General features: G+C 38.0%; 25 protein-coding genes and 3 tRNA genes. 10 read left to right on the forward strand and 18 right to left on the reverse strand.

The features are described 5' to 3' along the window. Window positions 1-89: 89 nt before the first annotated feature. Genes AC2CGN_RS11330 through AC2CGN_RS11345 form a run of 4 tightly spaced genes read right to left on the reverse strand, consistent with a single transcriptional unit; the run spans window position 90 to window position 3,933 of the window. The gene (locus tag AC2CGN_RS11330; protein WP_286923402.1) at window positions 90-1,076 is read right to left on the reverse strand and encodes an ABC transporter ATP-binding protein; all 987 of its coding nucleotides are present in this window, start codon (window positions 1,074-1,076) and stop codon (window positions 90-92) included. Then, a complete protein-coding gene (locus AC2CGN_RS11335) occupies window positions 1,063-2,082 on the reverse strand; it encodes an ABC transporter ATP-binding protein (protein ID WP_286923403.1) in 1,020 nt (339 codons plus the stop codon). The genes AC2CGN_RS11330 and AC2CGN_RS11335 overlap by 14 nt, the downstream gene beginning before the upstream one ends. Window positions 2,083-2,101: 19 nt before the next feature. Continuing rightward, window positions 2,102-2,968, reverse strand: coding sequence for an ABC transporter permease (locus tag AC2CGN_RS11340; RefSeq protein WP_286923404.1), 867 nt, complete (start codon window positions 2,966-2,968; stop codon window positions 2,102-2,104). Window positions 2,969-2,970: 2 nt separating this feature from the next. Then, a complete protein-coding gene (locus AC2CGN_RS11345) occupies window positions 2,971-3,933 on the reverse strand; it encodes an ABC transporter permease (RefSeq protein WP_283869258.1) in 963 nt (320 codons plus the stop codon). Window positions 3,934-4,150: 217 nt separating this feature from the next. On the opposite strand from AC2CGN_RS11345, the gene AC2CGN_RS11350 reads away from it, so the two are divergent. The 4 genes from AC2CGN_RS11350 (at window position 4,151) to AC2CGN_RS11365 (ending at window position 8,693) form a co-directional block, all read left to right on the forward strand. Beyond that, the gene (locus AC2CGN_RS11350) at window positions 4,151-5,752 is read left to right on the forward strand and encodes an ABC transporter substrate-binding protein (RefSeq protein ID WP_286923405.1); all 1,602 of its coding nucleotides are present in this window, start codon (window positions 4,151-4,153) and stop codon (window positions 5,750-5,752) included. Window positions 5,753-5,817: 65 nt separating this feature from the next. Next, a complete protein-coding gene (locus AC2CGN_RS11355; RefSeq protein WP_484513911.1) occupies window positions 5,818-6,876 on the forward strand; it encodes an amidohydrolase family protein in 1,059 nt (352 codons plus the stop codon). Beyond that, a complete protein-coding gene (locus AC2CGN_RS11360) occupies window positions 6,873-8,015 on the forward strand; it encodes an amidohydrolase (RefSeq protein ID WP_484513913.1) in 1,143 nt (380 codons plus the stop codon). Before AC2CGN_RS11355 ends, AC2CGN_RS11360 begins: the two co-directional genes overlap by 4 nt. Window positions 8,016-8,021: 6 nt before the next feature. Beyond that, window positions 8,022-8,693, forward strand: coding sequence for an AroM family protein (locus AC2CGN_RS11365; RefSeq protein ID WP_484513915.1), 672 nt, complete (start codon window positions 8,022-8,024; stop codon window positions 8,691-8,693). 37 nt (window positions 8,694-8,730) lie between these two features. Here the strand turns inward: AC2CGN_RS11365 and AC2CGN_RS11370 are convergent, their stop codons facing one another. After that, complete coding sequence (locus tag AC2CGN_RS11370; protein WP_283869262.1) at window positions 8,731-9,048, reverse strand: transposase; 318 nt, start codon at window positions 9,046-9,048, stop codon at window positions 8,731-8,733. Between the two features lie 138 nt (window positions 9,049-9,186). Here AC2CGN_RS11370 and ytzI point away from each other — a divergent pair, with 138 nt between their 5' ends. The 4 genes from ytzI (at window position 9,187) to AC2CGN_RS11390 (ending at window position 10,929) form a co-directional block, all read left to right on the forward strand. After that, window positions 9,187-9,342 carry a YtzI protein gene (ytzI, locus tag AC2CGN_RS11375; RefSeq protein WP_429980034.1) on the forward strand — a complete coding sequence of 52 codons (156 nt, stop codon included), beginning with the start codon at window positions 9,187-9,189 and terminating at the stop codon, window positions 9,340-9,342. Between the two features lie 61 nt (window positions 9,343-9,403). Then, window positions 9,404-9,565, forward strand: coding sequence for a hypothetical protein (locus AC2CGN_RS11380; RefSeq protein ID WP_286923411.1), 162 nt, complete (start codon window positions 9,404-9,406; stop codon window positions 9,563-9,565). After that, on the forward strand, window positions 9,562-9,795 hold the full coding sequence (gene yidD, locus AC2CGN_RS11385; RefSeq protein ID WP_054771367.1) for a membrane protein insertion efficiency factor YidD: 234 nt from the start codon (window positions 9,562-9,564) through the stop codon (window positions 9,793-9,795). Before AC2CGN_RS11380 ends, yidD begins: the two co-directional genes overlap by 4 nt. Window positions 9,796-9,903: 108 nt before the next feature. Beyond that, window positions 9,904-10,929, forward strand: coding sequence for a metal ABC transporter solute-binding protein, Zn/Mn family (locus AC2CGN_RS11390; RefSeq protein ID WP_286923412.1), 1,026 nt, complete (start codon window positions 9,904-9,906; stop codon window positions 10,927-10,929). Here the strand turns inward: AC2CGN_RS11390 and AC2CGN_RS11395 are convergent. The 6 genes from AC2CGN_RS11395 to AC2CGN_RS11420 form a co-directional block, all read right to left on the reverse strand. Then, entirely contained in the window at window positions 10,871-12,103 is a 1,233-nt protein-coding gene (locus AC2CGN_RS11395) for a transglutaminase domain-containing protein (RefSeq protein ID WP_429980036.1), read from the reverse strand. The two genes, AC2CGN_RS11390 and AC2CGN_RS11395, sit on opposite strands and share 59 nt — an antisense overlap. A 221-nt stretch (window positions 12,104-12,324) precedes the next feature. Then, complete coding sequence (locus AC2CGN_RS11400; RefSeq protein WP_484513919.1) at window positions 12,325-13,749, reverse strand: o-succinylbenzoate--CoA ligase; 1,425 nt, start codon at window positions 13,747-13,749, stop codon at window positions 12,325-12,327. A gap of 238 nt (window positions 13,750-13,987) precedes the next feature. Further along, window positions 13,988-14,806, reverse strand: a complete 819-nt coding sequence (menB, locus tag AC2CGN_RS11405) for a 1,4-dihydroxy-2-naphthoyl-CoA synthase (protein ID WP_054771366.1) — start codon at window positions 14,804-14,806, stop codon at window positions 13,988-13,990. Between the two features lie 213 nt (window positions 14,807-15,019). Further along, window positions 15,020-15,829, reverse strand: coding sequence for a 2-succinyl-6-hydroxy-2,4-cyclohexadiene-1-carboxylate synthase (gene menH, locus AC2CGN_RS11410; RefSeq protein ID WP_484513921.1), 810 nt, complete (start codon window positions 15,827-15,829; stop codon window positions 15,020-15,022). Then, entirely contained in the window at window positions 15,817-17,541 is a 1,725-nt protein-coding gene (menD, locus tag AC2CGN_RS11415) for a 2-succinyl-5-enolpyruvyl-6-hydroxy-3-cyclohexene-1-carboxylic-acid synthase (RefSeq protein ID WP_484513923.1), read from the reverse strand. The genes menH and menD overlap by 13 nt, the downstream gene beginning before the upstream one ends. Beyond that, window positions 17,534-18,919, reverse strand: a complete 1,386-nt coding sequence (locus tag AC2CGN_RS11420) for an isochorismate synthase (protein ID WP_484513925.1) — start codon at window positions 18,917-18,919, stop codon at window positions 17,534-17,536. Before AC2CGN_RS11420 ends, menD begins: the two co-directional genes overlap by 8 nt. Window positions 18,920-19,327: 408 nt before the next feature. On the opposite strand from AC2CGN_RS11420, the gene AC2CGN_RS11425 reads away from it, so the two are divergent. Continuing rightward, window positions 19,328-20,248 (forward strand): 1,4-dihydroxy-2-naphthoate polyprenyltransferase, encoded by a 921-nt coding sequence (locus tag AC2CGN_RS11425; protein ID WP_286923418.1) that lies wholly within the window; start codon window positions 19,328-19,330, stop codon window positions 20,246-20,248. A gap of 32 nt (window positions 20,249-20,280) precedes the next feature. On the opposite strand, the gene AC2CGN_RS11430 is transcribed toward AC2CGN_RS11425, so the two are convergent. The 3 genes from AC2CGN_RS11430 to AC2CGN_RS11440 all read right to left on the reverse strand — a co-directional run bounded on the left by AC2CGN_RS11430 (window position 20,281) and on the right by AC2CGN_RS11440 (window position 22,543). Further along, window positions 20,281-21,207, reverse strand: coding sequence for a dipeptidase (locus tag AC2CGN_RS11430; protein WP_429985931.1), 927 nt, complete (start codon window positions 21,205-21,207; stop codon window positions 20,281-20,283). 45 nt (window positions 21,208-21,252) lie between these two features. Continuing rightward, window positions 21,253-21,690 carry a TraR/DksA C4-type zinc finger protein gene (locus tag AC2CGN_RS11435; protein WP_484513938.1) on the reverse strand — a complete coding sequence of 146 codons (438 nt, stop codon included), beginning with the start codon at window positions 21,688-21,690 and terminating at the stop codon, window positions 21,253-21,255. A 91-nt stretch (window positions 21,691-21,781) separates the two neighbouring features. Beyond that, window positions 21,782-22,543: a MerR family transcriptional regulator gene (locus tag AC2CGN_RS11440; protein WP_484513928.1), complete on the reverse strand. Its 762-nt coding sequence runs from the start codon at window positions 22,541-22,543 to the stop codon at window positions 21,782-21,784. Window positions 22,544-22,688: 145 nt separating this feature from the next. On the opposite strand from AC2CGN_RS11440, the gene AC2CGN_RS11445 reads away from it, so the two are divergent. Next, the gene (locus AC2CGN_RS11445; protein ID WP_429987875.1) at window positions 22,689-23,327 is read left to right on the forward strand and encodes an NAD(P)H-binding protein; all 639 of its coding nucleotides are present in this window, start codon (window positions 22,689-22,691) and stop codon (window positions 23,325-23,327) included. A 99-nt stretch (window positions 23,328-23,426) separates the two neighbouring features. Here AC2CGN_RS11445 and AC2CGN_RS11450 read toward each other — a convergent pair whose 3' ends face one another. From AC2CGN_RS11450 to AC2CGN_RS11465, 4 genes are all read right to left on the reverse strand, one after another. Next, a complete protein-coding gene (locus AC2CGN_RS11450) occupies window positions 23,427-26,207 on the reverse strand; it encodes an S-layer homology domain-containing protein (RefSeq protein ID WP_484513930.1) in 2,781 nt (926 codons plus the stop codon). Between the two features lie 303 nt (window positions 26,208-26,510). Continuing rightward, a tRNA-Glu gene (locus AC2CGN_RS11455) sits at window positions 26,511-26,582 on the reverse strand. Between the two features lie 2 nt (window positions 26,583-26,584). Continuing rightward, window positions 26,585-26,675 (reverse strand) — tRNA-Ser (locus AC2CGN_RS11460). A 10-nt stretch (window positions 26,676-26,685) separates the two neighbouring features. Continuing rightward, window positions 26,686-26,762: transfer RNA gene (locus AC2CGN_RS11465), tRNA-Asn, on the reverse strand.

Here is a 26,762-nt window from a genome sequence, read left to right on the forward strand (position 1 = left end):
ACGTTTTCCCAAGCTTCTAATAAATGAATGCTAATGAGGCTTTTTTTTCATGTTGTATTTTCTTAGGCATACCCTAAGCTACTGCTATCTTAATTAGCATTATATAAATGACAAGAGACCTGATGTGTTGCTGTAACTGTATCTAGAGTAGGCTGAACTTGTGCACATTTTTCTGTCGCGAATCGGCAACGTTTATGAAATGCACAGCCGCTCGGTGGATTGACTGGACTTGGAACGTCTCCAGTTAAAATAATGCGCTCCTTATTATCAAAGGGATTATCCTTTGGAATTGCTGATAATAAAGCCTGTGTATATGGATGTTGAGGATTTCCATATATCTCTTCATACGTGCCAATCTCTACTATTTTCCCTAAGTACATTACAGCAATCCGATCACACATATAATTGACAACATTTAAATCATGTGAAATGAAAATATAGGTTAGCCCAAATTCCTTCTGTAAATCTTTCAATAAATTAATAACCTGTGCTTGTACAGATACATCCAATGCTGAAACTGGCTCATCACAAACAACTATATCTGGATTTAATGCAAGTGCACGAGCAATATTAATGCGCTGCCTTTGTCCACCTGAAAATTCATGTGGATAGCGCTTAGCATGATAGGCACTTAAACCAACTGTCTCCAGCAATTCAATGACACGTTTTTTGCGTGAGGCATCATCTCCAATACGGTGAATGGCAAGTGGCTCAGCAATTAAATATTCAATCGTTTTTCTAGGATCCAATGAGGCATATGGATTTTGAAATACCATTTGTATGGATTTTCGTGCCGAACGAATATCCTTTGTATTTAAATTTGCTAAATTTGTTCCGTTAAACTCAACTATTCCTTCTGTGGGGGTAATTAATTGATTAATAAGACGTGCGACCGTTGATTTACCGCAGCCAGATTCTCCAACAATGCCTAATGTTTCTCCTTTATATAATTCAAAGCTTACACCATCCACCGCTTTTACAAATTGTGTTGTCTTTTTAAAAGGAATAGAACTTTTAATAGGGAAATGCTTTTTCAAATTGCTTACTTTCAAGACCAGCTCTCTATTTTGCTGCATTAAAAATTCCCTCCTTACGCTCTACAATTTGCTCTTTCGATTGCAGATGGCAAGCCACAAAATGGTTTTCTCGTACCTCTTGTAATTCTGGTATTTTACTACGACAAATATCTGTTGCCATTGGACAGCGAGAAGAAAAATGGCAGCCATTGTGTGGCATCGTTAAATCAGGTGGACTACCTGGAATCGCTGGTAGCCTGTTTTGCTCCTGTGTGCCCATCGTAATTTGTGATTCTAGTAATCCCCATGTATAGGGGTGCAAAGATTGCTCATATAATTGCCTAGTTGTAGTAGATTCTACTGTACGTCCTGCATACATCACATTTACCTTGTCACAAAGTTCCCATACAACGCCTAGATCATGAGTAATCATAATAATAGCTGTATCGTGCTCCTGCTGTAGCTTCTTCATTAAATCGAGAATCTGTGCCTGCACAGTTACATCTAGTGCAGTTGTTGGTTCATCTGCTATGAGCAGCTTAGGATTGCATGCTAGTGCAATGGCTATCATAACTCGTTGTCTCATACCACCTGAAAATTCATGAGGATACATTTTTAGGCGTTTTTCAGGCTCTGGAATCCCCACCATTTTTAACATATCAACGGCTTTTTCATTGGCTTCTTTTTTGGATAAACTTTCATGCGCACGAATAACCTCAATAATTTGATTGCCAACTGTAAGAACTGGGTTCAAGCTTGTAATGGGGTCCTGGAAAATCATCGACATTTCATTGCCTCGCACATTGCGCATTTCCTTTTCTGAAATTCCTAGTAACTCGCGCCCATTAAAGTGAATTTTTCCATTTGTAATTTTTCCTGGCGGAGATGGGATTAAACGCATTAATGCTGTAGCTGTAACACTTTTTCCCGATCCTGATTCCCCTACAATTCCAAGTGTTTCTTTTTTATTCAATTGTAGATTTACGCCATTTACAGCTTTCATCGTTGAGCCGCCACTTTTAAATTCAACCGTTAAATTTTCAACATCTAGTAAACGTTCAGTCATGATGCCACCCCCTTCCCTATCAAACTTTCATTTTTGGATCTAATGCGTCACGTAACCCATCACCTAATAGATTAATACCTAGCACTGTTAGTAAAATACAAATTCCAGAGAATGTTGCCATTTGAGGATTCAACACTAGAAAATCCTTACCATCCTTCAGAATACTGCCCCATGAAGCAGTAGGTGGTTGTATACCTAAGCCTAAAAAGCTAAGCGCTGCCTCAGAAATAATGGCCCCAGCCGTACTCATTGTGCCGTAGACAATTAACGGCGCAAGACAGTTTGGTAAAATATGACTAAAAATAATACGTGTATGTGTAGCACCTAATGAATGAGTTACTTCAATAAACTCCTCCTCTTTTACGCTTAACACTTGTCCACGCACCAATCGTGCAAACCCTGGTATATTGGCAATACCAATGGCTACGATAACGTTTACTAATCCTTGACCTAGCACTGTCATTAATGTAATAGCTAATAAAATAAATGGAAAAGCAAACAGACCATCCATTGTCCGCATAATGATAGAATCTAAACGCCCACCAAAATAGCCTGCAACTAATCCAAGTAATGTCCCAAATACTGCCCCAAAGAGTACAGCCGCAACACCAACAACCATTGAAATGCGCGTACCATACACTAAACGACTAAACAAATCTCGACCATAGTTATCTGTACCAAGTAAATGTCCATCTGTATTCATTGGTAAAAATGATTTACCAACAGTCATTTCATTTGGTGGATGGGTCGCAATAAGCGGAGCAAAAATGGCTACAATGGTCATCAGCATTACAATAATTAAGCCAATTGTTGCTAATTTATTTTTTAACAATTTTCGTAATAATGTATTTTGCTTTTTGTTGTCATTTACAATTACTTGTGCCATCGTTACTTTTTCCCCCCATCCGATTCAAGATTTACTTTTGGATTTACGACTTTATATAAAACATCCACGATTAAATTAATAAGGACAAAGATGAAGGCAATAAAAATAACTGTCCCCTGTACAACGACAAAGTCACGCTTATCAATCGCGTCTACAATAAGTCGCCCCATACCCGGCCAACTAAAAATCGTTTCAGTTAATACTGCACCGCCTAGTAAATTTGAGATTTGCATACCTAGGACAGTTAAAATAGGCGTTAATGCATTTTTAAATGCATGTTTACCGATAACTAAATATTCCTTAATACCTTTAGAACGTGCAGTTTTAATATAATCCTGTGAAATAACTTCCAGCATACTCGAACGTGTTATACGAGCAAATGTCGCCATCGGTATAGTAGCTAGTGCAAATGCTGGCAACAGTAAATGTTTGATATATGGCCAAAGTCCATCATCTAAATTTCCCATTCCTGTTGCAGGTAGCCATCCCAGATTAACGCTAAAGAATAACACTAGCATAATTCCTAGCCAAAAGATTGGCATCGAGACACCCACTAAGGATATAAGCATGACTACATAATCTATTATTGTATTTTGCTTTCTTGCTGCTAATATTCCTGCGGGAATCCCAATGACTACTGCAATTAGAAGCGCTGCCAGAGCTAATATCACTGTATTCGGAAATCTTTCTATAATGAGCCCAATGACAGATTCACTATAAGAATATGAATAACCCAGATTAAGCTGCGCTAGGTCTGCTACATAGGAAATAAATTGTGATGGGATCGATTTATTTAACCCTAACTCTTCCCTTAAATTCTCTACATCTTCCACACTTGCTTGAGGACCTAACATAACAGATGCCGGATCACCTGGAATCATTCTCGTAATAATAAATACGATGATTCCAACTACTAGCAGTGTCGGGATAAGGTTTATTAACCTTTTTAAAATAAATGAGCCCATTTTTCAAGACCTCCTTTTCATTATTAGAATCAGTGGTTCATATTGTGAATAACTAAATACTACACCTAGTGATAATTATTTGTAAATATATTTTTTTCTGAATCTTTATAATTTTTTATTTACTTTCTGTTTACAAATGTGCTACTTTTATTTCGAACCTACCATTTTTGAATCAACGGTTCATATTGTGAAACAAAATATAAGGAGGCTAGCATGTATGAAGAAAACAAACGTAAAAAAATCTGTACTACTACTGTTTTTAACTTTAATGATTGGGATTTTAGCAGCGTGTGGTGGTAACTCTGATAAGAAGAATACATCAGAAGAAAAAGAAGGCGAAGCTACATCAGGTGGAACGTTAAATATCGGACTTTCGGCAAATTCTAAAACTTTTGATCCCATTAAATACACTGGGGTTTACGAATCACAGGTAATGCGTCAAATGGGTGATACTTTAGTTGTTTATAACAAGGATTTATCAGATATCATTCCTTCCTTAGCTACGGAATGGAAAGTATCAGACGATATGTTAGTTTATACATTCAAGTTACGTGAGGGAGTAAAGTTCCAAAAAGGGAAATATCAAGACGGTCGTGATATGACTGCGGAGGACGTAAAATATTCGTTAGAGCGCTCCGCAAAAGAATCTGCAATGAATCGTCTAAGTGGCGTAACAGAGGTAAAAGTAATTTCTGATTATGAGGTTGAGATTCATTTAGCATCTCCAAATGCCGCATTACTTGCTATGTTAACAGATGCAGGTAACATCATTATCCCAAAAGAAGAGGTTGAGGGCTGGGGAGACAGTTTCTCTGAGCATTTCATCGGAACAGGTCCATTCCAATTAACTGAATGGAAAAAAGACCAAGAAGTAAAGCTAGTCCGCAATGAAGGTTACTGGGGTGAAAAACCTCATCTTGATAATGTAACAATGAAATTTATTTCTGATCAAAACATGATGACAAATGCATTACGTTCAGGAGATATCGATATCGCAATGGATGTAAAAGGCCAAAATCGTGAAATTATTAACCAAGATAGCAATTTTGAGCTTTTAACAAATCCTGGCTTATCGATTGTTTACCTTGATCTTAATAACAAGGTAGGTCCAACGGCAGATAAGCGTGTACGTGAAGCTATCTATATGGCAACAAATGTAGAGGAAATTATCACTGGTGTTAACCAATGGGGTGGTGGCGATGTTTCTTATTTACCTCTGCCTCCAGGTTCATGGGGCTATGATAAAGCTTTAATTGACTTAGTACCAAAATATAATCCTGAGGAAGCTAAAAAGTTATTAGCTGAAGCTGGATATCCAGATGGCTTTAAAACAGAAATTTTTGTATCTGAGGCACGTGTTCCTTACGCAACTATTTTCCAAAGCCAATTAAAGAAAAACTTAAACATTGATGTAGATATCAAGGTTCTTGAGTGGGGAACTTACAGTGATACAGTTGCTAAAGGAAAAGCATCCATGAATATTGGTGGCTGGACATGGTATCCAGATCCATACTTCTTCCTATACCAATTATTCCACACAAATCAAATTGGTGCTTTAGGTAATGGGAAGGGCTATAGCAATCCAGAGGTGGATAAATTATTAGAACGTGCGGTATCGGAAACAGTTGTCCAAGAAGAACGTGCAAAATTATATCAAGAAGCTTTAAAATTAATTTTAGCTGATGTTCCTCGTATTGAATTAGAGGCTACACAAACGGTAGCTGGCGTGAATAAAAAGGTAAAAGGCTTTGAGGTTTCTGCAGATAACTCCGTACAAATTGTACACCCTAACGGGACGAACGTTTCAATTTCAAAATAATTTAACATGAAAAGTGGAGATGATTAGTCTCCGCTTTTCTATTCATAGGAAAGGGAGCGCAGACGATGACTCGTTATATAAATGGTCTTGTTTTCAATTCTGAGACTCGTAGTTTTGAAAATACTGATTTTGAAGTACATGGACAATATTTCACACAATTAAATACGGCTGAAACGGAAATCGATCTTCACGGTTTTTACATTACACCAGGTCTTATCGATAGCTGCTCACAAATTGGGTTAGCTGAAATTGGCATACGCTGGGAGGGCGATGACAGCTTTGAGTTTGAATCACATCTACAATATTCAGTTATTGATGGCATCTATCCCTTTGATACAGCGTTTAAAAATGCCCTTTCACATGGCATAACTGCCTCGCATATTGTCCCCTCTCCTAAAAGCTTGGTTGGTGCAAAAACGGCTATCATACACCATACACCTTCCACTGTTGATGAAATGGTGATTAAAAAAGATTTCGGCTATTCCTTCTCAATCGGTCAAAATGCCAAAAGCACATTTTTTGCAGCGCAGAAAAAACCACTTACACGTATGGGCATTGCCAAAATTATGAGAGAAACGCTCCAACAAATCCAAGAACAAGAGCCGCAGATTCGCAAAATTTTGGTTCGAGCACATAAAGCTGTTGATATTGAGCTGATTGCTCGCCTTCAACAAGAGTTCCCTTTTGAATTTCATATAATTCATGGTACTGAAACTCCACTGCTTGAGGGAGCATCCTTTAATACAGTGATCGCAGGTCCTACCTTCCGTTATATTGAGCATAATGAAATGATGGCACTTTCACCAAAGTTATATTCACAATTAGCTGCATGTGAAATTCCATTTGTCTTTTGTACAGACCACCCGGTAAGCAGCACAACTCATCTAGCATTAGAGGCATGTTTAGCAGTTCGAGAGAAATTACCTCGTCAGGATGCTCTCTATGCATTAACGACAGGTGCAGCAACTTTACTTGGAATAGAGCATCTAACAGGGTCCATTAAAGATGGGCTATTAGCTGACTTTGTTGTTTGGAATAAGCATCCATTAGATTTAGATGCAAAAGTGGTTGCTACTTTTATTAAAGGAAAGAAAGAATATTCATGGAAAGAGGGTATAATATGATCATTTTCCATAATGCAAAATTTGTAGCCGTCAATGAACAGAATGATACTTTCGAACAGCTATGGATAGATGATGGTCGCATTGTGTATACCGGACCAGCCAAAGAAATCCCTGACAATGCTGAAAAAATAGATTTACATGGTGCATTTGTTACACCAGGTTTAATCGATATTCATGCGCATGTTGGTACATGGGCAGAGGTTACGGAGGATATTAACGATGCCAATGAATATAGTGAACCCTTTACACCCCTAATGCATGCTTTAGATAGTGTGGACATTCGACACTTCTCGTTTCAGCATGCTCTGGAAGGTGGCGTCACGACTGTACAAACAGGTCCAGGCAGTGCCAATGTTATCGGTGGTATTTGGAGCATTTTAAAAACCGCGGGACCAACACTTGCTTCAAGGATACTTGTTGAGCGCAGTGGGTTAAAGGGTGCATTAGGTGAAAATCCTAAAAATGTTTTCGGTAATCAGTATAAGCGTAAGCCTATGACGCGTATGGCCATTGCTCAATTGCTGCGTGATGGTTTTCAACGTGCCACTCGCTTAAGTGAAGAAGAAAAATCGGAGCATGTCAAGCATAATTTGGAGCTGCGACCTTTCATCGAGGTGCTACGAGGAGAAATGCCCCTTCGCCTTCACTGTCACCGAGCAGATGATATTATGACAGCGATTCGTATTGCAAAGGAATTTAATGTTCAGCTACATCTAGAACATTGTACAGAGGGACATATGATCGTTGATGCTGTAAAGGCTAGTGGATTTAATGCAACCGTAGGACCTTATATGCTTACACCATCAAAATATGAAACTCGCAATTCAACACCGGCAATCGCAAAAATTTTTAAAGAGCATGCTATTCCATTTGCTATTATGACTGATCATCCATTTGTACCTATTCAATATTTGAAGTATTGTGCGTCTGAAGCCATTCGCTATGGTTTGGATGAAGAAACAGCATTAAAAAGTATCACCATTCATGCGGCTATGCTTGTACAGCTCGATCATCGAATTGGCTCTTTAGAGGTAGGCAAAGATGCAGATTTTGTCGTATGGTCTCATCCCATTTTTGAAACGGAAGCAAAAGTACTACAAACCTATGTCAATGGTAAAAAATATTACGAAGCGGAGTGAAGAAAATTGGCGAAGTCAAAAATCGCAATTGTAACGATTGGACAAGCACCTCGCAAGGATATGGCTCCTGATATTCAACAATTAAAAGATGCAGGTTTACATGTAACAGAATTCGGTGTTCTCGATTTACTGACTTCCTCAGAAATAGCAGCACTAGCTCCTGCTAGAGAGGATTCAGATGTTTTAGTTACTCTTCTTGCTACAGGTAATCAGGTAAAACTTAGTAAAAGGAAGCTGATGCCTTTTATCCAAAAACGGATTTATGAGCTTCAGGAATTTACATGGATTTTACTTATGTGCACAGGTGATTTCACTAACTCCTTAAGTGGTAAGAATCTTTTGCTCCCTGATCGTATAATGACCTATTTAGTAAAAGGGATGAATGCTGATTTAACGCTTGGTTTAATCGGGCCCGAGCCTGAGCAGCAAATGACTGTGGCAGAAAAATGGAAGAAGGCTCAATTTAATGTGACCTTCGCTGCCAGCTCCCCCTATCGTTTTAATGAACAGGATTTATTATTAAAGGCTAAAGAATTGCAATTACATGGAGCTGAATTACTTATCCTAGATTGCATGGGCTACTCAACCGCCATGAAAAATACACTAAAAGACAAGCTTACAATCCCTGTTGTTGTACCAAGAGAAGCTGTTTTTACTATTTTAAAAGCTATATGTTAAGTAAAGAGGGTCACCTAATTCAAGTGACCCTCTACTTTTATACACGTTTATTAAAGTAAGGAAGCTGTTCCACAAAGGCCTTCGTGTCCTCATCCCCATATTCATGAATAAGCGCATAAATTTTCATTAATCGCAAATCTATTTCATCATTTTCTCGATCTAAGTGATATTGCAAATAAGGTAATTGTGCACGCCAGGCATTGGAAATTTCAAGCAGTTGCATTTGCTGAAAGATTCTTTCAAAAACATCCAATGCTTGTCGGTCTATATTAAGCTCAAAATTCCACGGTCCTGCTTGCGGGTTTGTATAATACATTTTATCGGCTAATGAAAAATATACTCGCTGGCGATCCATCTCTATAAAACACTCCTTTTACCATAGTATGGTGGTAAAAGTGCTGTTTTATTCGCTGGAATGTCAAACTTCCTTCACAATTTAAAAGAGTATCTACCTTATAATAGAAAATGATGAATAGGAAATGGAGTGAATGCCATGAGTTTAATTACGCTCTTAGTTGTGGCAGTAATCATTGTAATAATAATAACGGCAGCTACAATTCTCAGTGTCAACCGCGCATATGCCTTTAAACATACAATCGATGAAAAGCCGAAACAAAGCTTTCAACAAAATGAGGATAAATTCAATTAGTACATTTTTCTATACAATTCTTTTATACTTAATACTATTAAATGAATTTGGAGTGAACACTATGGGGGTACCATTACCAATAATAATTATGATTGCCATGATGATGCTTATGTTCGGCGTATCAGTCATTGTCCTTTTAAAGAAAAAAGGAAGCTTTTTAACACAAACAATTGATGCTAAGCCTGAGCAAGTCGATGTGCAACAAAAGGATCAGCAGCAATGAAATATCCCTTTATATGGCTCATAAAGTTTTATAGAAAATTTATTTCACCAATGACGCCGCCATCCTGCCGCTTTTATCCCACATGCTCCTCATATGGGCTTGAAGCCTTTCAAAAACATGGTGCCATCAAAGGATTTTTTTTAACAATTACACGTATATCAAAATGTCATCCATTTCATCCTGGAGGCTTTGATCCAGTTCCTGAAAAATGGCCTTCGAAAAAAAATTAATTTTCGAGGGTCATTTTTTCTTGTACTTTTTTCAGATGTGCGTTATGATAATAACTGTTCTAAAAAACAAATCGTAATGATTACTATTTGAAAGAGGTATATAATAATATGAAAAAAGCACTTTTATTGTTTTTAGTTACTGTTCTTGCTTTATTCACCGCTGCCTGTGGGGATAAATCATCAACAACATCCCCCAAACAATCAGAGGGTAAAGAGAAAATGACTATTTATACAACGGTTTATCCTTTAAGTTATTTTACTAAACGAATTGGTGGCGATTTTGTTGAGGTATCTTCTATCTATCCGGCTGGTGCCAATGAGCACACATTTGAGCCAACTCAAAAAGATATGATGAAGCTAGCAGATGCCGATCTATTTTTCTATGTTGGTTTAGGATTAGAAGGCTTTGTAGAAAATGCCAAAAAAACGCTTGCTAAAGAAGACGTAACTATGATTGCAACTGCCGATCATGTTTCAGATGAAAAATTAGCGATTAGCACTGGTCACACACATGCTGATGAAGAAGATCATGATCATGCAGCAACGGAAGAAGAGCACAGTCATTCTGAGGATGAACATGGACATGACGATCATGATCATGGGAATGTAGATCCTCATGTTTGGCTATCCCCTATTATCAGTCAGGATTTAGCCCTTTCCATTAAAGATACTTTAATTGAAAAAATGCCAGAACAAGAAGCTACATTTACAGCAAATTATGAAGCATTAGTGAAGGAACTACAGGAATTAGATCAATCCTTTAAAGCGATGGCTGATAAGGCACCAGAAAAGACTTTCTTCGTATCCCACGCTGCCTTTGGCTATATTGCTGGTCAATATGGCTTAACACAAATGCCAATCGCCGGTTTGAATTCACAAAATGAACCATCTCAAAAAGAGCTTACAGCGATTGTCGATAAAGCAAATGATCTACACATTCATTACATTTTATTTGAGCAAAACGTTTCCTCTAAATTAGCTGAGGTTATCCAAAAAGAAGTGGGTGCAAAATCCCTTGTCCTGCATAATCTAAGTGTTTTAACAGCAGATGATGTTAAAAATAAAGAAACTTACTTTACACTGATGAATAAAAATATACAAACATTAAAAACAGCTCTAAGTACAGAGAAATAAATGAAGAAGGAGGTGCCCCTAAAATCTTATGGGACACCTCCTTTAGTATGACGTATTTTTCTTGTGGCATTCGTTTTTCTATTCTATCAATACTTGTTAGCCAGCTCTCTGTTGTGTTAACAGCTTCATAGGTTTTCTTTTGCCAATTCTTCATCTGCAAGATACTGTCTTCAATAAAAATGGATAGCCCGACGTCTTGAAGAAGTACCTGAACTGTTTCCTCATTTTCCTTGGTCATTTTTAATTTTGTGGGCTTTACTAGCAAGCTCTTTAAATGATTTTGATTATTATCGATTACAATTTTCCCCTTATTAAGAGAGAAGTCATTATTTCGTATTTGTCTTGGTAGTTCCTCCACCTTACTGGTGCGTTGCAAATCAACATAAGCTTCACTTTTAGCTGCTGGAAAACTAGCATAATCCCACGAGTGATCCTGTGCCAGTTGGCGATCAGAAACTAAAAAATATTGGTAACGCACCTCGCCTTTGCGATCGGGCAATGGATCATCCCATGTCACATCAATATGATACCAATCATTTTCAAGCTTCACTAAAACCCAGGCATGTAGCTGTTCACCAACATTACCTGGTACGTATTGCACCTCAAAGTCTAACATCTCTAACATCCGATAAAGTACAAGTGCATACGCCTGACATACTCCCTTATTTTCCGTTAATAATGTATAGGGAGAATATTGACTTCCGGTTGTTTCCTTTGAATACTCGGCCGATAAAACAATAAAATCATGTGCAGCCTGTAACTTCTGCAATTCAGTTAATCCATACATAGGCGCAATAATATTTTTCAAAGTCTGTTCAACAAACGCTTCTTCTGTGGGTGTAATATGATACGTAAACTCAAAGCTAATGACAATATTATTGGCATAGCCATCATACTTCCATTTAAAACTAGAAATATTGGCATATATATATGGATCTTTGATTGCTTGTTTGATAAGATCAGATAGTTCATCTTTAATGTTTGATGTGTCACCACTATATCGAATATCAAAATTAGTAGATAACTGCATGACTTCGTATTGAATAAGATTTTGTAGTGTCTCTATTGAATTAGCTGTTGCCATTTTTTTATGTTCATAGTTTGCGAATACTTGCACATGACTCATTTGTAGAACAAATACTATAATGACAGCATTATATATATATTTTCTCATATGAGCCATTCTCCTTTACTAAATAGTTTATGCCTAACATTCCTTATTATGTTAATAAATAATTCATTTAATTCTTAAAGCATATAAATAAAATGGATTTTTACCACAAATAAAAGAGGCCTACACAAATGGGAGGCATTGAAACTAAAAAAAGTCGATTTGCAGCACATTTTTTGTGGCAAATCGACTTTTTCAGTTCAAGCGGAAGGATCCTTTTTAGGTTATTGCTTTAACTTTCTGCGTAGTAGTTTGTTCGCACCATTACGAGGAAGTTTATCTGTAATGATAATTTTTTTTGGTATTTTATATCTAGCAAGGAATTTTTGACAAAATGCTAATAATTGATCGATCTGTATTTGCTCTTTTAAAACAACAAAGGCAATTGGAACCTGTCCCCACTCCTCATCATCAATGCCACAGACGCCCGCTTCCTTCACCGCAGGATGTGTAAGAAGTATGTTTTCAATTTCAGCAGGATAAATATTTTCACCACCAGAGATAATTAAATCTGCCCGACGATCAATGACAAATAAATACCCCTCATCATCTAAATAACCAATATCTCCTGTATATAGCCAGCCATCAACAGTTGCACTTTTTTGTGCAAAACGGCCAATATAGCCTGGGGTAACATGTGGACCACGTATACAAATTTCGCCTTCACCACTTAAATTCGGCTCAGCAATTCGAATTTGATTAAAAAATAAAGGCTTTCCTGCTGAACCTATTTTAAACATCGCATCCTCGCTTGCTAAGGTTGCTGTCTGTGACGAGGTTTCTGTCATGCCATACGTTTGAGCTACTGCCAAATGTAATGCGTTGGCTCTCTTTAAATAATCAACTGGTACAGGTCCCCCCCCTGCTAACATCAGTTTAAATCGTGATGAGGCTTGCGCATTTCGCTGCTCAAGTGTATGTAGAATTCTTTCTAAGGTTACAGCGACCACTGACATATGTGTGACATCGCCATCGATAATATTTTGTGAAATAGCCTCTACATCAAAATAATCATATAAATGAACTTTATTGCCATATAAAAGTGAGCGCACTAAAATAGAAAAACCACTAATATGGAATAAGGGTACAGCACATAGCCAAGTATCATCAGCTTGCAACCCTATATTAAGAACAGAAGATGTTGCACTTGCTTGATGATTGCCAACCGTTTGACGAACCCCCTTTGGAAAGCCTGTCGTACCGGAAGTATACATAATAGAAGTTGTTTGATGTAAGGACCATTCTTTTGAAATCTCAATAGAGGCTTCATTCCCTTTTTCGATAGCAGAAAATAAAAGGTGGGGTGCATGTGAAGGTAGTTTTTCAAAATCTTCGTCTGCAATTAATATAACCACTGCCTCGGAATCCTCTAGCTGATAGGCTATTTCAGCCTGAGATAGCCTACGATTTAGCATGACCATTTCACACTGTAAATGCATACATGCATAGATCATAATAACAAGTTCCGGCTTGCTTGGTCCCATTATCGCAATACGGTCTCCTTGCTTGATACCAAGGGCTGTAAGTTGTCTGGCACGCTGAATGGATAATTCATTTAATTGTTGAAATGTCCATGTTTGTTCTTTATAGGTTAAAGCGTTTCGCAATGGTGTTAAATTTGCTCGCTGTAAAATCCAATTTGGAAACATCTTGTTGTCCCTCCTATCACTCTTTATCTTACCGCTTTCTAGCATCATCCGTCTATTTGAACGGGTCCATTCATTCTATCCGTCAATTTTGGTCGCCAATCCCTCAATTAGAGCGACCAAACAACCAATTTGTCCATTCTATCCATCAATTAGCTGAGTCTATCCGTCACTCCATCCATTCTACAAAGAAAAAGCTCGTATCTTTAATTAGATACGAGCTGTTCAATCCTTCATTTAATCAAGGGAATCTTGGGAATTGACCGAAGTCTGGTTGGCGCTTCTCTTTAAATGCGTCACGACCTTCTTTTGCTTCATCCGTTGTGTAATAAAGAAGCGTAGCATCACCAGCCATTTGTTGAAGACCTGCTAAACCGTCTGTATCTGCATTCATAGCTGCTTTTAGGAAGCGTAGAGCAGTCGGTGACATTTGTAGCATTTCTTCGCACCATTGTACAGTTTCGTCCTCTAATTGCTCATAAGGAACAACTGTGTTTACTAATCCCATATCAAGTGCTTGCTGTGCATCATACTGACGACATAAATACCAAATTTCACGTGCCTTTTTATGACCAATAATACGTGCAAGATAGCCTGAGCCATAACCAGCATCAAAGGAACCAACTTTTGGTCCAGTTTGTCCAAAACGTGCATTGTCAGCAGCAATTGTTAAGTCACAGACAACATGTAATACATGCCCTCCACCGATTGCATAGCCTGCAACCATTGCCACTACAGGTTTTGGAATTACACGGATTAAACGTTGTAAGTCAAGAACGTTTAGACGTGGGATTTCATCTTCTCCAACATAGCCACCATGACCACGAACTTTTTGATCTCCACCTGAGCAGAAAGCATGTTCACCTTCACCAGTTAAAATGATCACTCCAACATTTTTGTCATCACGTGCACGTGAAAAAGCATCAATCATTTCCATTACCGTTTTTGGTCGGAATGCATTGCGAACTTCTGGACGGTTAATCGTAACTTTTGCGATACCGTTATAAAATTCATACTTAATGTCTTCATAAGTATGTAAAGTAGTCCATTGACGTGTCATTGAATTGCCTCCTAATCAATATAATCCTCGTTTATTATCAAGGCACTAACGTAAATTTATCTTCATTCACCCACCCACCTCTACAGATGGTGAGAGGAATGCGATTTTGGTAAGTGTCCAAACACCTACTGAATAAAGATAGACCCCAGGCGGATATCACGGCTTTTAAATTGTGCAGGCACAATTCAAAAACCAAACGCCATGGCGAAATGATTACGTTAAATACTCCTCTATTATTGTAGCAAACTCAGCGGGATTTTCCACATGAATTGCATGTCCAGCGTTATTTACTGTCGTATGCTTAACATTTTTTAATAACGCTTTCATTTCTTGTGCAATTTTACAAAACTTTTCATCTAGAGTGCCCGTTATTAAAAGGACAGGAAACTCAAGCTGTGCTAATGACATCCAATTTGATGGCTGATTACCTGTTCCTATACCTCGTAAGCTTCCAGCCAAGCCCTCCACCTTCTGAGAAAGGCGTTCTGTCCTAACCATTTGTCTTACATTGTCTGGTAAAGATTTTTGGGATTCAAACAAAGGGATGTTCTCCCATGCATTGACGAATGATTGTAATCCATTGTGAATTATTTTTTCAGCTAGTTCGTTATCTCTCACACAGCGTTCAGAACGCTCTTGTGAAGTTCGTAAGCCTGGAGAAGCGCTTTCTAAGATAAGCCTTTTGATTCGCTCAGGGTAGGCGATTGCATAAGATAATGCGATTCTCCCTCCCATTGAATAGCCTAACAGTGTAAATTGCTCTAGCTGTAGCTGGCTAATTACTTCCTCTAAATCTTGAATTTGCTCATCCATGGAGAAACGACTGATTTCCTTTGGTACTGCTGTTTGACCATGTCCAATACAATCAATTGCTATCACTCGTATATGCGGCAGAGCTTTCGCCAGATTTCGCCATGTAGCCGTACTACCTGTAAAACCATGTAGGGCGACGAGCGTTTGCTGTGCTCTCTCGTTCCAGATTTCAACATATGTTTCAAGTCCTCGAATCATTAGCTTTGCCATGCTTTTAACCCCGCATTAATGCGATTCCAAAGTGCCCGATGCGCATAAACATTTTCTTCTCTATCTGTGAAAATTTCAAGTAAGCGCAATGGACGTGTTTTTACTGTTGCAAACTTCTCAGAAAGCTCCGAAATATCTTCTACATGGATATAGTCCATATCATACATCTGAGCAATATCATTGAATTCAAGGGCAGTTGGTGTACCAAATAAATCTTCATAATGTGCATCTACAGTGGATTGTGGTAAATAAGAGAAAATACCACCGCCATCATTGTTCATTACGATAATGGTTAGATTACATTCTTGGTACCTTGATGCAATAAGACCATTGATATCATGTAAAAAGGCTAAATCACCAATAAGTAGATAGGTTTCACGGTTATTCCCCTGACTAAATCCCATTGCTGTTGACACGACACCATCAATACCATTTGTTCCACGATTTGCAATGATACGAATGTCTTTTGGTGTTGCCATTAAAAACGTATCAATATCACGCACAGGCATACTACTGCTCACAAAAATATCACTACCATTTGGAATAAACCTTAATAATCGGCTTACCATTGCTCCCTCATCGACAGCAGCTTCGGAATAGTGCTCAATATATTCAAGCGCTATATCATTGGCATCCTGCCATTCAGCTAAATATTGTGCATCTAGTGCTGTATCAGAGATGTCTAAATTCGTCAGCCATTCTCCTAACTCTGCATGAATAAAATGAGTAGATACACTAGTAGCGTCCCGGAACATCGGATCTTCATCAACAACAATATAAGCGTTTGGCTTGGAATTTGTAATAAACTGCATGATAAATTTAGAAACAGGCTGTGCACCGAAGCGAAGTACTGTATCAGGTTTTACAAGCGCTTTAAACTCATCACTCTTCATAATAGCATCATAAGTTGTAATAATATAAGGTAAACAATCCTCTGGTACTGAAGTACGCATATTTGATAGACTCTCGACGATAACTGGCCATTTTAACTGGCGAACAAAATCCCACATAATTGTTAAATCCGTACCGAGTGGCAGCTCCCCAATAATAACAAAGCCTCGTTCGGATGCTCGTAAAATCGAAGATAATTCCTGCTGAGCTATCTTTGAAGGGATTAATTGAGCCATCCTACTTTGTTTAAATGCTGGTTCTGGTAACTCATCTCGAAAATCAATTAATAACGGCTCCCTGAATGGGACATTAATATGCACTGGTCCAAATGGTGCACTTGTGGCAATGGCTACTGCTCGTGCGATATGGCGCTCGATAAACGGTAATGTTGGTGCAGCATTATCTGCTAATGGGAAATCTACACTCCATTTGACATGTGAACCATATAAATTTGGCTGATTTATCGCTTGCGGTGCCCCAACCTCTCGTAATTCATGTGGACGATCTGCCGTAATAACAATTAGTGGTACACGAGCATAACTCGCTTCCACAATGGCCGGAAAATAGTTTGCCGCAGCTGTTCCAGATGTACATAATAGTACTACAGGCTTTGTTGTAGCCTTTGCAATTCCCAATGCGAAAAAGGCAGCAGATCGTTCATCTACCTGGCGATAAATATGAAGCTGTTTTGTTGAAGCAAAGGCATAAGCCAAAGGTGTTGAGCGAGAACCTGGACTAACTACAACATTCTCTACACCAGCTTGTACAAGAGCTGCCACCATCTGATAAACGTATTCTGTTAAAATCTCCCTTTCATTCATTTACATGTCCTCCTAACGCACGTAGCATTGGACGGAATTTCACTAATGTTTCCTCATATTCAGATTGTGGCTCTGAATCTGCAACTATTCCGCCACCAGCATATAAGTAAGCTTTATCTTTCAGTAAAGCAGCCGAACGTATGGCTACTGCAAATTCCCCGTTGCCTTCCGCATCTACCCAACCAATCGGCCCAGCATAAAGGCCTCGATTCATAGGCTCATATTTACGTATCGCTGCCATCGCCTCAGTTCTGGGAACACCGCCTAGAGCAGGAGTAGGATGTAAGGACTTTGTCAGCTGTAAAATCGTAGCCTCACTATTTAACTGCCCTTCAACGGGTGTGTATAGATGTTGTATATCTCTTATTTTTAAGAGGCGAGGGCGATCAGGTATCCTCATATCGACACAATTTCTACGGAATGTGTCCGCAATCATGTCAACCACATATTGATGCTCGCCCACATTTTTCGGGTCATTTAATAGGCTTTGACCATAAGCTTCATCTTCTTCTGCTGTCTTTCCCCGTTTGATGGAGCCAGCAATACAAGATGAAAAGGCACGTCCATTTTCTACCTTTACTAGTCGTTCAGGTGACGCACCAAAAAACAATAGATCCTGACGCTCTAAACCAAATAAATAACTCTCAGGCTGTTCATGAATAATCTGTGACAGTACTTGAGGTGAAGAAACTTGCTCTTTGAATTGCAATGCAAGGGAACGTGCGATCACCACTTTATCTGCCTTTTTTTGTTTAATCAGTGCTGTCACTTGGTCAATGGATGCAAGATACGGATCCTTATAAGGTTCGTAATAACTTGTAATTTCAGGCTTTGAATACGTTTTCACTTCTTTTACCTGAGCAGCATGAATTAGGTGATCTCTCTCTTTACGTAACGCTTCAAATTGATCCTCAGCCTGCTCTTTCTTTGTAATAAGATGAATGCTGACATAGGCTTTGTCATCTCGGATAACAAGCTGATATGTGGCAAGTGCAAAATAAGCCTCTGGAAAGTTGGTCCATTCTCCATCTACATTATTTTGCGGATCAAATGTAAAGCCACCAAACAAAATTGGCTGTAGCTCGCCCTTCCCCTTCATACAGTTCTTTGTTAAGTTCTTCCATTCTGCTTCTACAGCATCATAGCGATCATTTTTGGCGTTATTCTGAATCGTATAGGCATGTCCTAGCCCTACTAATGTCATTGTTTTTTCTCTATTTTGCCAATAAAATCGTTCACCTTTATAATTACCTTCGCCTGCTGCAAAAAATGCTAGCGCAGATAAGCGACTAACTTCAATTGTTTCCATATAAAAATGAAGGCTTTGGCCCAAAGAGTCCACTTCTACTTCTGTGGCTTGGTACCACTTCTGTTGCATGAAAATTACCTCCGTTGTTGCAATGTACATCAACAATCATGTTTGGCATTGTAACTGTTTCTCTATCTTTTCAGAGACAATGTGTGTAATGTTTGCTTGTGCTTGGTTTTGCAATGTGGGTCAAAGTCCATCATTTCTTCTAACCCTCTTTTTTTGCACACAAAAACATTCATGACGTCTACCAGCCTTTACTTGATTCGTTTAAAAATTCGTCGTACTATGTAAGACGATTCTTTTTTTCGTACGATTGCTATAAAATACATATATTATCTCCAGCTCATAAATGCATGTTCTATTGTATCACTTTTTTTCAGTAAACAGTATGTAATAAGCTGTGAACCTACCCATTTTCTCATTCTTCGTTTAAAATAAGAAGAGTCGACAACATTTGAAGGAGAGAAAGACCTTATGACCAAAGTCATTGAAGCTGATAGGGGTTTTAAAGTTTGGTGGCATTTAACACGTCCACATACTTTAACCGCTTCGTTCGTTCCAGTATTTTTAGGAACAGCAATTGCACTAGCGATTGAAAAACAAACAATTGATTTTGGACTATTTTTTGCTATGCTCATTGCAAGTATGCTTATACAAGCAGCAACAAATATGTTCAATGAATATTACGATTACAAGCTAGGATTAGATAATGAGCATTCCGTTGGTATTGGTGGAACCATTGTTCGTCATGGGGTTCAGCCAAAAACAATCATGACCATCGCATTAAGCTTTTATGCAATCGCAATGCTACTTGGCATTTACATATGTGCCTCTACCTCTTGGTGGCTAGCTGCTGTTGGCCTCGTTTGTATGCTTATTGGATTTTTATATACAGGAGGTCCATATCCTATTGCCTATTCACCTTTTGGAGAAATTGTTTCAGGTGCCGTAATGGGAATGGGAATTGTTTTAATCGCCTTTTATATTCAAACGCTTACAGTGACATTTGATGCTGTTTTGCTATCTGTACCGAGTATGATCTTAGTTGGTGCTATCATGCTATCCAACAATATCCGTGATATAGTAGGCGATACAGAGGGAGGTCGAAAAACACTTGCTATTTTAGTAGGCCGAGATCGGGCAATTTCTGTACTATCTGGCTTTTTTATTATCTCATTCCTATGGGTAATCGCTCTTGTAGCCATTGACGGTATTACGTTTTGGGCTTTACTTATTTTCTTATGTGTACCAAAGCCTCTTCGTGCGATTCAAATTTTCCGCGATAAAAAAGAAGCAAAGGAAGTAATGCCTGCCATGAAATTTACAGCCCAAACCAATACATTCTTTGGCTTCCTCTTAGGAATCGGTTTATTAATTCATTATTTCTTTTATTAGCATTAACTGCTGAAAAAAGAAAATGCAGCACCTTAACGGGTTGCTGCATTTTTTACATAGCGTCGAAAATTCTGGCTTGCAATACCACGAACTTCCTCGATTGAAAAATATTCACCTAAAGCCTCTAGTAAATTTTGTGCCTCTCCAGCATGTGATAATCCATTTATCGTAGCATCTATCCCATCGAAGTCAGAACCTAGTCCAAGATGGTCTATTCCTACTATATTGGCTAAATGTTTGACATGCGCTACTAAATCATCCATTGTAGCATTTTCACCGATAAATGAAGGAAAGTAGACTAAATGAATATGTCCGCCATGCTCTACTAAAGCCTTTACTTGTGCATCCGTTAAATTTCGTGGATGGTCACAAAGGGCACGTGCATTACTATGACTAGCGATGATATGCTTCGCTAATGGCAGCACATCCCAAAAGCTTTGTTCATTTAAATGAGAGACATCGATAATAATATCTCGCTCATTTAGCAAGTTTATAACCTCTTTACCAAATGGTTTTAATCCAAGGCTTGCATCCTGTTCAGCACCGTGTGCTACTGCATTTTCTTCATTCCATGTTAGGCCAACAAGCTTTACCCCTGCATCTAATACTAGAGAAAGCTTTGTTAAATCCTCACCAATTGGACTACAGCCTTCTAAGCTTAGAATAGCGCCAATTTCATGTGGAGCTAAAGTGTCCAATTGTGACCAATCCGTAATATGCACCATGCCCTCCGTTTGCAATACATGCGTATGAAAGGCTTCAATTTGACGCACCACTTCTAAAAACTGCTCGTTTTGAGGAACTTTAGGATTAATAAAAATAGCAAAAACTTGTGCCTTTACTTGCCCTAATTGTAATCTTCCCCGATTTGTAGCCAACTGTACATCATCTTCAAATTTTACATTTTCTAACGTAGTTAATTTCCATAATGCATCACAATGTAAATCAATTATATCCATATTATCACCCCATACAGCTATTATACTGCTTTAGGGTTGAAATTCTTACAAACTTTTATCTTGTGGTGTATCAGAAGAGCCAAATTCCTCAAGCTCTAGGAAATCATCCGATTTTGAATTAGCAGACAACACGTCTTCTTCTACTGGCCTTAAACCGTCAGCTTTTTGTTCCGCATGTTCAACACATGTTACTACTTTTGGCACTGCCTCTAAGCGACCAATCGGAATCTCTTCCCCACATACAGCGCATTTACCATATGTTCCTTCCTCCATCGCTTGAAGTGCCCGCTTTATTTCCTCTGCATCGTCACCCCGGTGCTCATCAATTGCCATTTCCGTTAGCTGATCCGTTAAATCACTCGCATTGTCAGCTGGATGATTATCATAATTAGAGAGCTCTGTGGCCTGTGGTCGCTCCGATTCATCAAGCCGCTTTTCTATCTCCTGTAATTCCTGCTCTAATTGCTTTTTTAATTTTTCCATTGCTTGTGGGTTCAAAAGAATCTCCTCCTCATACCCTCATTTTTTCCTAAATTACTATTTCTAAAACATACAAGTATGAGGAGGCTTTAACTTATCTTTTTGTATAATGAATAATGGCATCGTGTAAAAATTGTGCGGCTCCTCCAGTAATGCGTTCATCATAATAGGCTGTAAAGCGTTCATCCGCCGTATACATTTGAGCAATTCCCACATGAGCCTCTTTGGAATATTGTGACCATGAAAAGCATAACCACCGCTTATGAAGCTCTGCTACCTCCATTGCCACATCATTATTTGTATCTCCGATTTCCATCGCTTCTTTTAAACGATCAAAAAGCTGCTGTTCTAGTTGCTGCATTGCCTGATACTGCTCCTCTGTCATATTCATTAGCTTTGCATTTGAAGCATCCACTTGATCATCCCCATATTTTGCACGAATTTCTTGACCGTATTGCTTTTCATTCTTTTCAATTAACTTTTCTTTAAATCCAATAAATTTCTCCTCATTTGTCATTGGTCTTTCCTCCTCAATTGATTGTATAGTTCTCTCCACTGTTTGTAATATTTGTTCAAGCTGCTCCCTCCGCTTAAGTAAAGCGGCACGATGCGTTTCAAGTGCCTCTTTTGGCTGAAAATCAGATGCTTGAATAATTTGTTGGATTGTAGCCAACTTCATATCTAAAGCTCTATAAAATAAAATCTGCTGTAGCATATCAACCTCAAACTGCCCATAAAATCGATAGCCTGCATCATTCGTACGCCCTGGTTTCAATAATCCAATTTCATCATAATAACGAAGCGTTCTAGTACTCACGCCTGACATTTGCGCAAGCTCTTGAATTGTATATTCCATTTTCTCACCTCCCTTTAATGTTACTGTAAACCTTTACGTAGCGTTAAGGTCAATAGATATTTTTAAAATATCCATTGGAAGTTATTTGAAACCAATATAAGTCTAAAACGTAAACATACTATTAGACTTAATTGGAGGTTACAAAATGGGAAATTATAAAAAAATAGCAATCATTGGTGGAACGGGGAGAGTGGGAAAACATTTAGCAATGGAAGCTATACAGCAAGGATATTACGTTCGGATGCTTGCGAGAAATCCTGAAAAAATATCGTATAAAAATGAAAAGATGGACATTGTGAAAGGTCAGATACAGGATATAAATACTATTCGAGAGCTGTTCAAAGACTGTAATATTGTCATAAATACATTTGGGCAGCCAGCGAAAGATGATCCAATCTATAGCAAAGTCACTACAACTATTCTTGATGTGATGCAGGATTTGAACATTAACCGCTATATAGGTGTATCGGGTGGTTCTTTAACAATTGATGGAGACAAAAAGAGCCTGTTGAATCGTGTTGGAGCGAAGTTATTTGAAGTTCTCTTTCCTAAGATGATGGAAGATAAAAAATTGGAGTGGAAAATTTTATCTAACAATAAAAATATTAAATGGACACTTTTTAGATTACCCTTTGTAAAAGATAGTTTAACATCTAAGTCTATAAAAGTAGGCCAAACAGATATGCCTGGCACAAAAATTACAAATCAGGATATAGCCGCCTTTATTATTAAACATCTAGACGATCCTCAGTTTATACATAAATCTCCGTTTATCTCACATTAATAAATATCACATGATTTTCATAAAAAATGCAGTAGATAAAATTGATATCTACTGCATTTTAGTATTCAACTTTAGGTAGATTTGCTGGGAAAAAACAAATTATCTTTGCACTATAATTGACTGCGAAGTGAAATCCAACTTATTCCCACTATAATCTGTAAGCGTATTTCTAGGTGAAGCTAGAATTGTCACATTTCTACCGTATTCAAACCCACTTTGAGGTATTGTAATTAGGACTCTATTATCTTGTGTATAAGTAGTTGTAGCTGCTACTGAATTACCATTTACAAGAATATCAAAATCCATAGTACCACCATTCTTGACTGGCTCACTGAAAATAAGCTCTAATGTTTGTGAATTGTTAACATTAATAGTTTGAATCTTTGGTGCAATATTTTCATTAAGAGTAATTAATGTACGCACCTCATCGAATGACTCCATAGAGTTCGCTGCTCTTAAGCCTTTAATTGTTATATTTCGAGCTCCAGTAAAATAATTGGAATCCTTTTTCAACGTGAGCTTAATACGATTTAAATTGGAGCCCTCTACAATTGCACTTTCAATCAGCGCATTATCAATGCTATAATTTTGAATGTTTTGAGCAAGTGCTGCATCAACAGGATAATTGAAATTTAGATACACAATATTATTATCTCTAATCGAATTATCTGTTGCAGATGTTTGAATCCCATTATTCGGCAATAATAAAAGTTTATTGTTATTAATATTCAAATCACCATTACGCGAAAATTTACCATTTTGTACTTCAGTGATAGGTACACCATATAAATTTGTTACGTTAAATAAAGTCAATTTACCATCATAAAGAGCTCCCTTTGCATCATAAGGGCCAAGTAATCCTGCTATCTTAACACGTAGTTTTGTAGGTTGATCTTTTACTATATGAATATCACTTTGAGGTCCTCTTGAAAGTTCATATAAAATATGGTTATTCATATAGCTTCCAGTAAATGCTGCTTTTGCATAAGCTCCTAACTGTACAGGCTTATCAAAAGTTAATTGTAAATATTCTACATTATCTTCATAAACAATTTCTGAATTGGTTAAAGCAGGTGCTTTATCATCTCTGATAAAATTATACACTGTTGAGAAAGTTGCTGTTTCACCTGATAAATCAGTAATAACGCGACCAGTAGCCGTCCCAATAGTAGTAATTCCCTGAAGTATATTCCTTGGATCTACCGTTACATTGACTAAACGACCATTTTTAGGATCTTTCTCAACCTTATTGATGGTGAATGAAGTCTGTCCACTTTTAATGGATAAATCATATACATTAAGTGGTTGAATCTCCTCTGAAAACAATAACTGGAATGTATTTGGACCCGTTTGTGTGACAGTGGATAGCGCTGGCGGAATACCATCTCTATCCCCTTTTTTCACTGAGATAGTAGCTGGATTTGGTGAAATGATATTTCCTGCTAAATCTGTTGCTGCTACAAATGTAATCTGCATAGCTGCACCAGGTGCCAAATAACCACCATTCACTGTTGCAGCTGATAAATCAAAGGTTGCTTCAGTAGCGTTTTGCTCAATGCTTCCCACTACATTCATCACCCTTGTTCCATTTGGTAACGTGAATTGAATGCGTTCATTTGGAAATGCAGCCATTGGCTCAGAAAACTGCACTTTTACGATTGAAGAGTTGTTTCCTTGCGTAGTTCCCAAAATAGTAGGGGGTTGTGTATCCCCAGCAGTGACAAAATTCGCATCTACTTGTTTAAGTAGTAGACCTTTTTCTGATTTAATGTTGTTAAGTACATAACGATGTGTGCCTTTTAATGGCTCATTGACTGTAAAGATGATTGATTTTTTATCAGCACTTATTTCTGCTTTCACAATGGATAATGATCTTAATGTATCCACATTAGAGAAAGCTGCAATATTATCCTGTAGTTTACCATCTGTTTTTAATACAGAAAGTGGGTCAATTGCTAGGTTAAAAGCAACTTTAATTTGAGAGCCATTAATTCCCTCCACTGATATTACCTTCAGTTCATTGACTTCATTTGTAACAACAGCTGAATAGGATTTATCATTAATTTTAAAATCCACCTTTGTTTCCACATTTTCAATAAGTGGCGTTGCTAATGTTACCTTATGGCTTGTCCCGTCTGTTAGCGTTACCTGTAGTGTAGTCGCATCTACTACTTTCACTGTTTGGATAAGTAATGGCACCTCAGGAACTTTTATCATCTCTTTAATATTGGTCATAGTACGATGTAAAAAGGATGCAAATTGACCACGTGTTAGTGTGCTTTTAGGATTAAATGTTTTAACATTAGTAATCTTTGCATACTCAAGGGCAATAATAGCTTCACGATTCTCTACTGCTGCATTTTTTAAGTCCGTAATAGAGGATTTATGGTTTTCTTCTTTATACTTTGCAATTAAATCAATATCATAAACTGTCTCAATCGCTTTTACCAAATAAGAGGCCATTTGTTCACGTGTAATATTCGCTGAAGGCATTAACTTGTTGTTAGTACCTTTGGTTATACCATTATCATAGATAAGCGCTGCATATTGCAGTAATTCTTTATCTTTTGTAGTTGCTGGCTGCATATCCGTAAAGCGTACTTTTTTATTGTAATCTGCAGGAACTTGGTAGTGCTCTGATACTAGCCATTTTCCTAAAAATTTAATAACATTGCTTTGCGTAAGGGTAGAATTTGGTCTAAATGTGCCATCAGTATATCCACCAACTATCTTTGCATCTGCTAATGCCAAAATCCCCTCTTTATGGTCACTCTTTGCAATATCTGTAAAGGAGGCTGCACTTGCAGTAGGAACAACAGCTGCTGCAACCAATGCTGTAGATGCCGCGCTCACAATCCATTTATTTTGCTTTTTCTTCATATTTATAACCTCCTACTAATTCTATTCAACCTCTATTATAAAAGAAAGCTAGAGTTATTCCAAAGGATATACCAATATTATCGAGATTTACCATGGAATATTTGTCTAAATGACAGTGAATAATTCGGCTACGAGTGTATTTGTAGCTTATTCAGAACCAATGATTAAAAATTAACGATATGAAAGATTATATCGAAGGGTGTATAAGGATTTTTTTATGCTCTTAACTTATCAAGCAAAAACAAACGAAAAAATCATAAAAAAGCAGTAGATGTAAGTTAACATCTACTGCTTTATCTCGTATGACCCGTACGGGATTCGAACCCGTGTTACCGCCGTGAAAGGGCGGTGTCTTAACCACTTGACCAACGGGCCAATGGCGGAGAAGGAGGGATTTGAACCCTCGCGCCGGTTACCCGACCTACACCCTTAGCAGGGGCGCCTCTTCAGCCTCTTGAGTACTTCCCCAAATAAAAAATGGCTCCGAAGGCAGGACTCGAACCTGCGACAACCTGATTAACAGTCAGGTGCTACTACCAACTGAGCTACTTCGGA

The sequence above is a fragment of the Lysinibacillus sp. DFXJR4 genome, assembly GCF_057196045.1.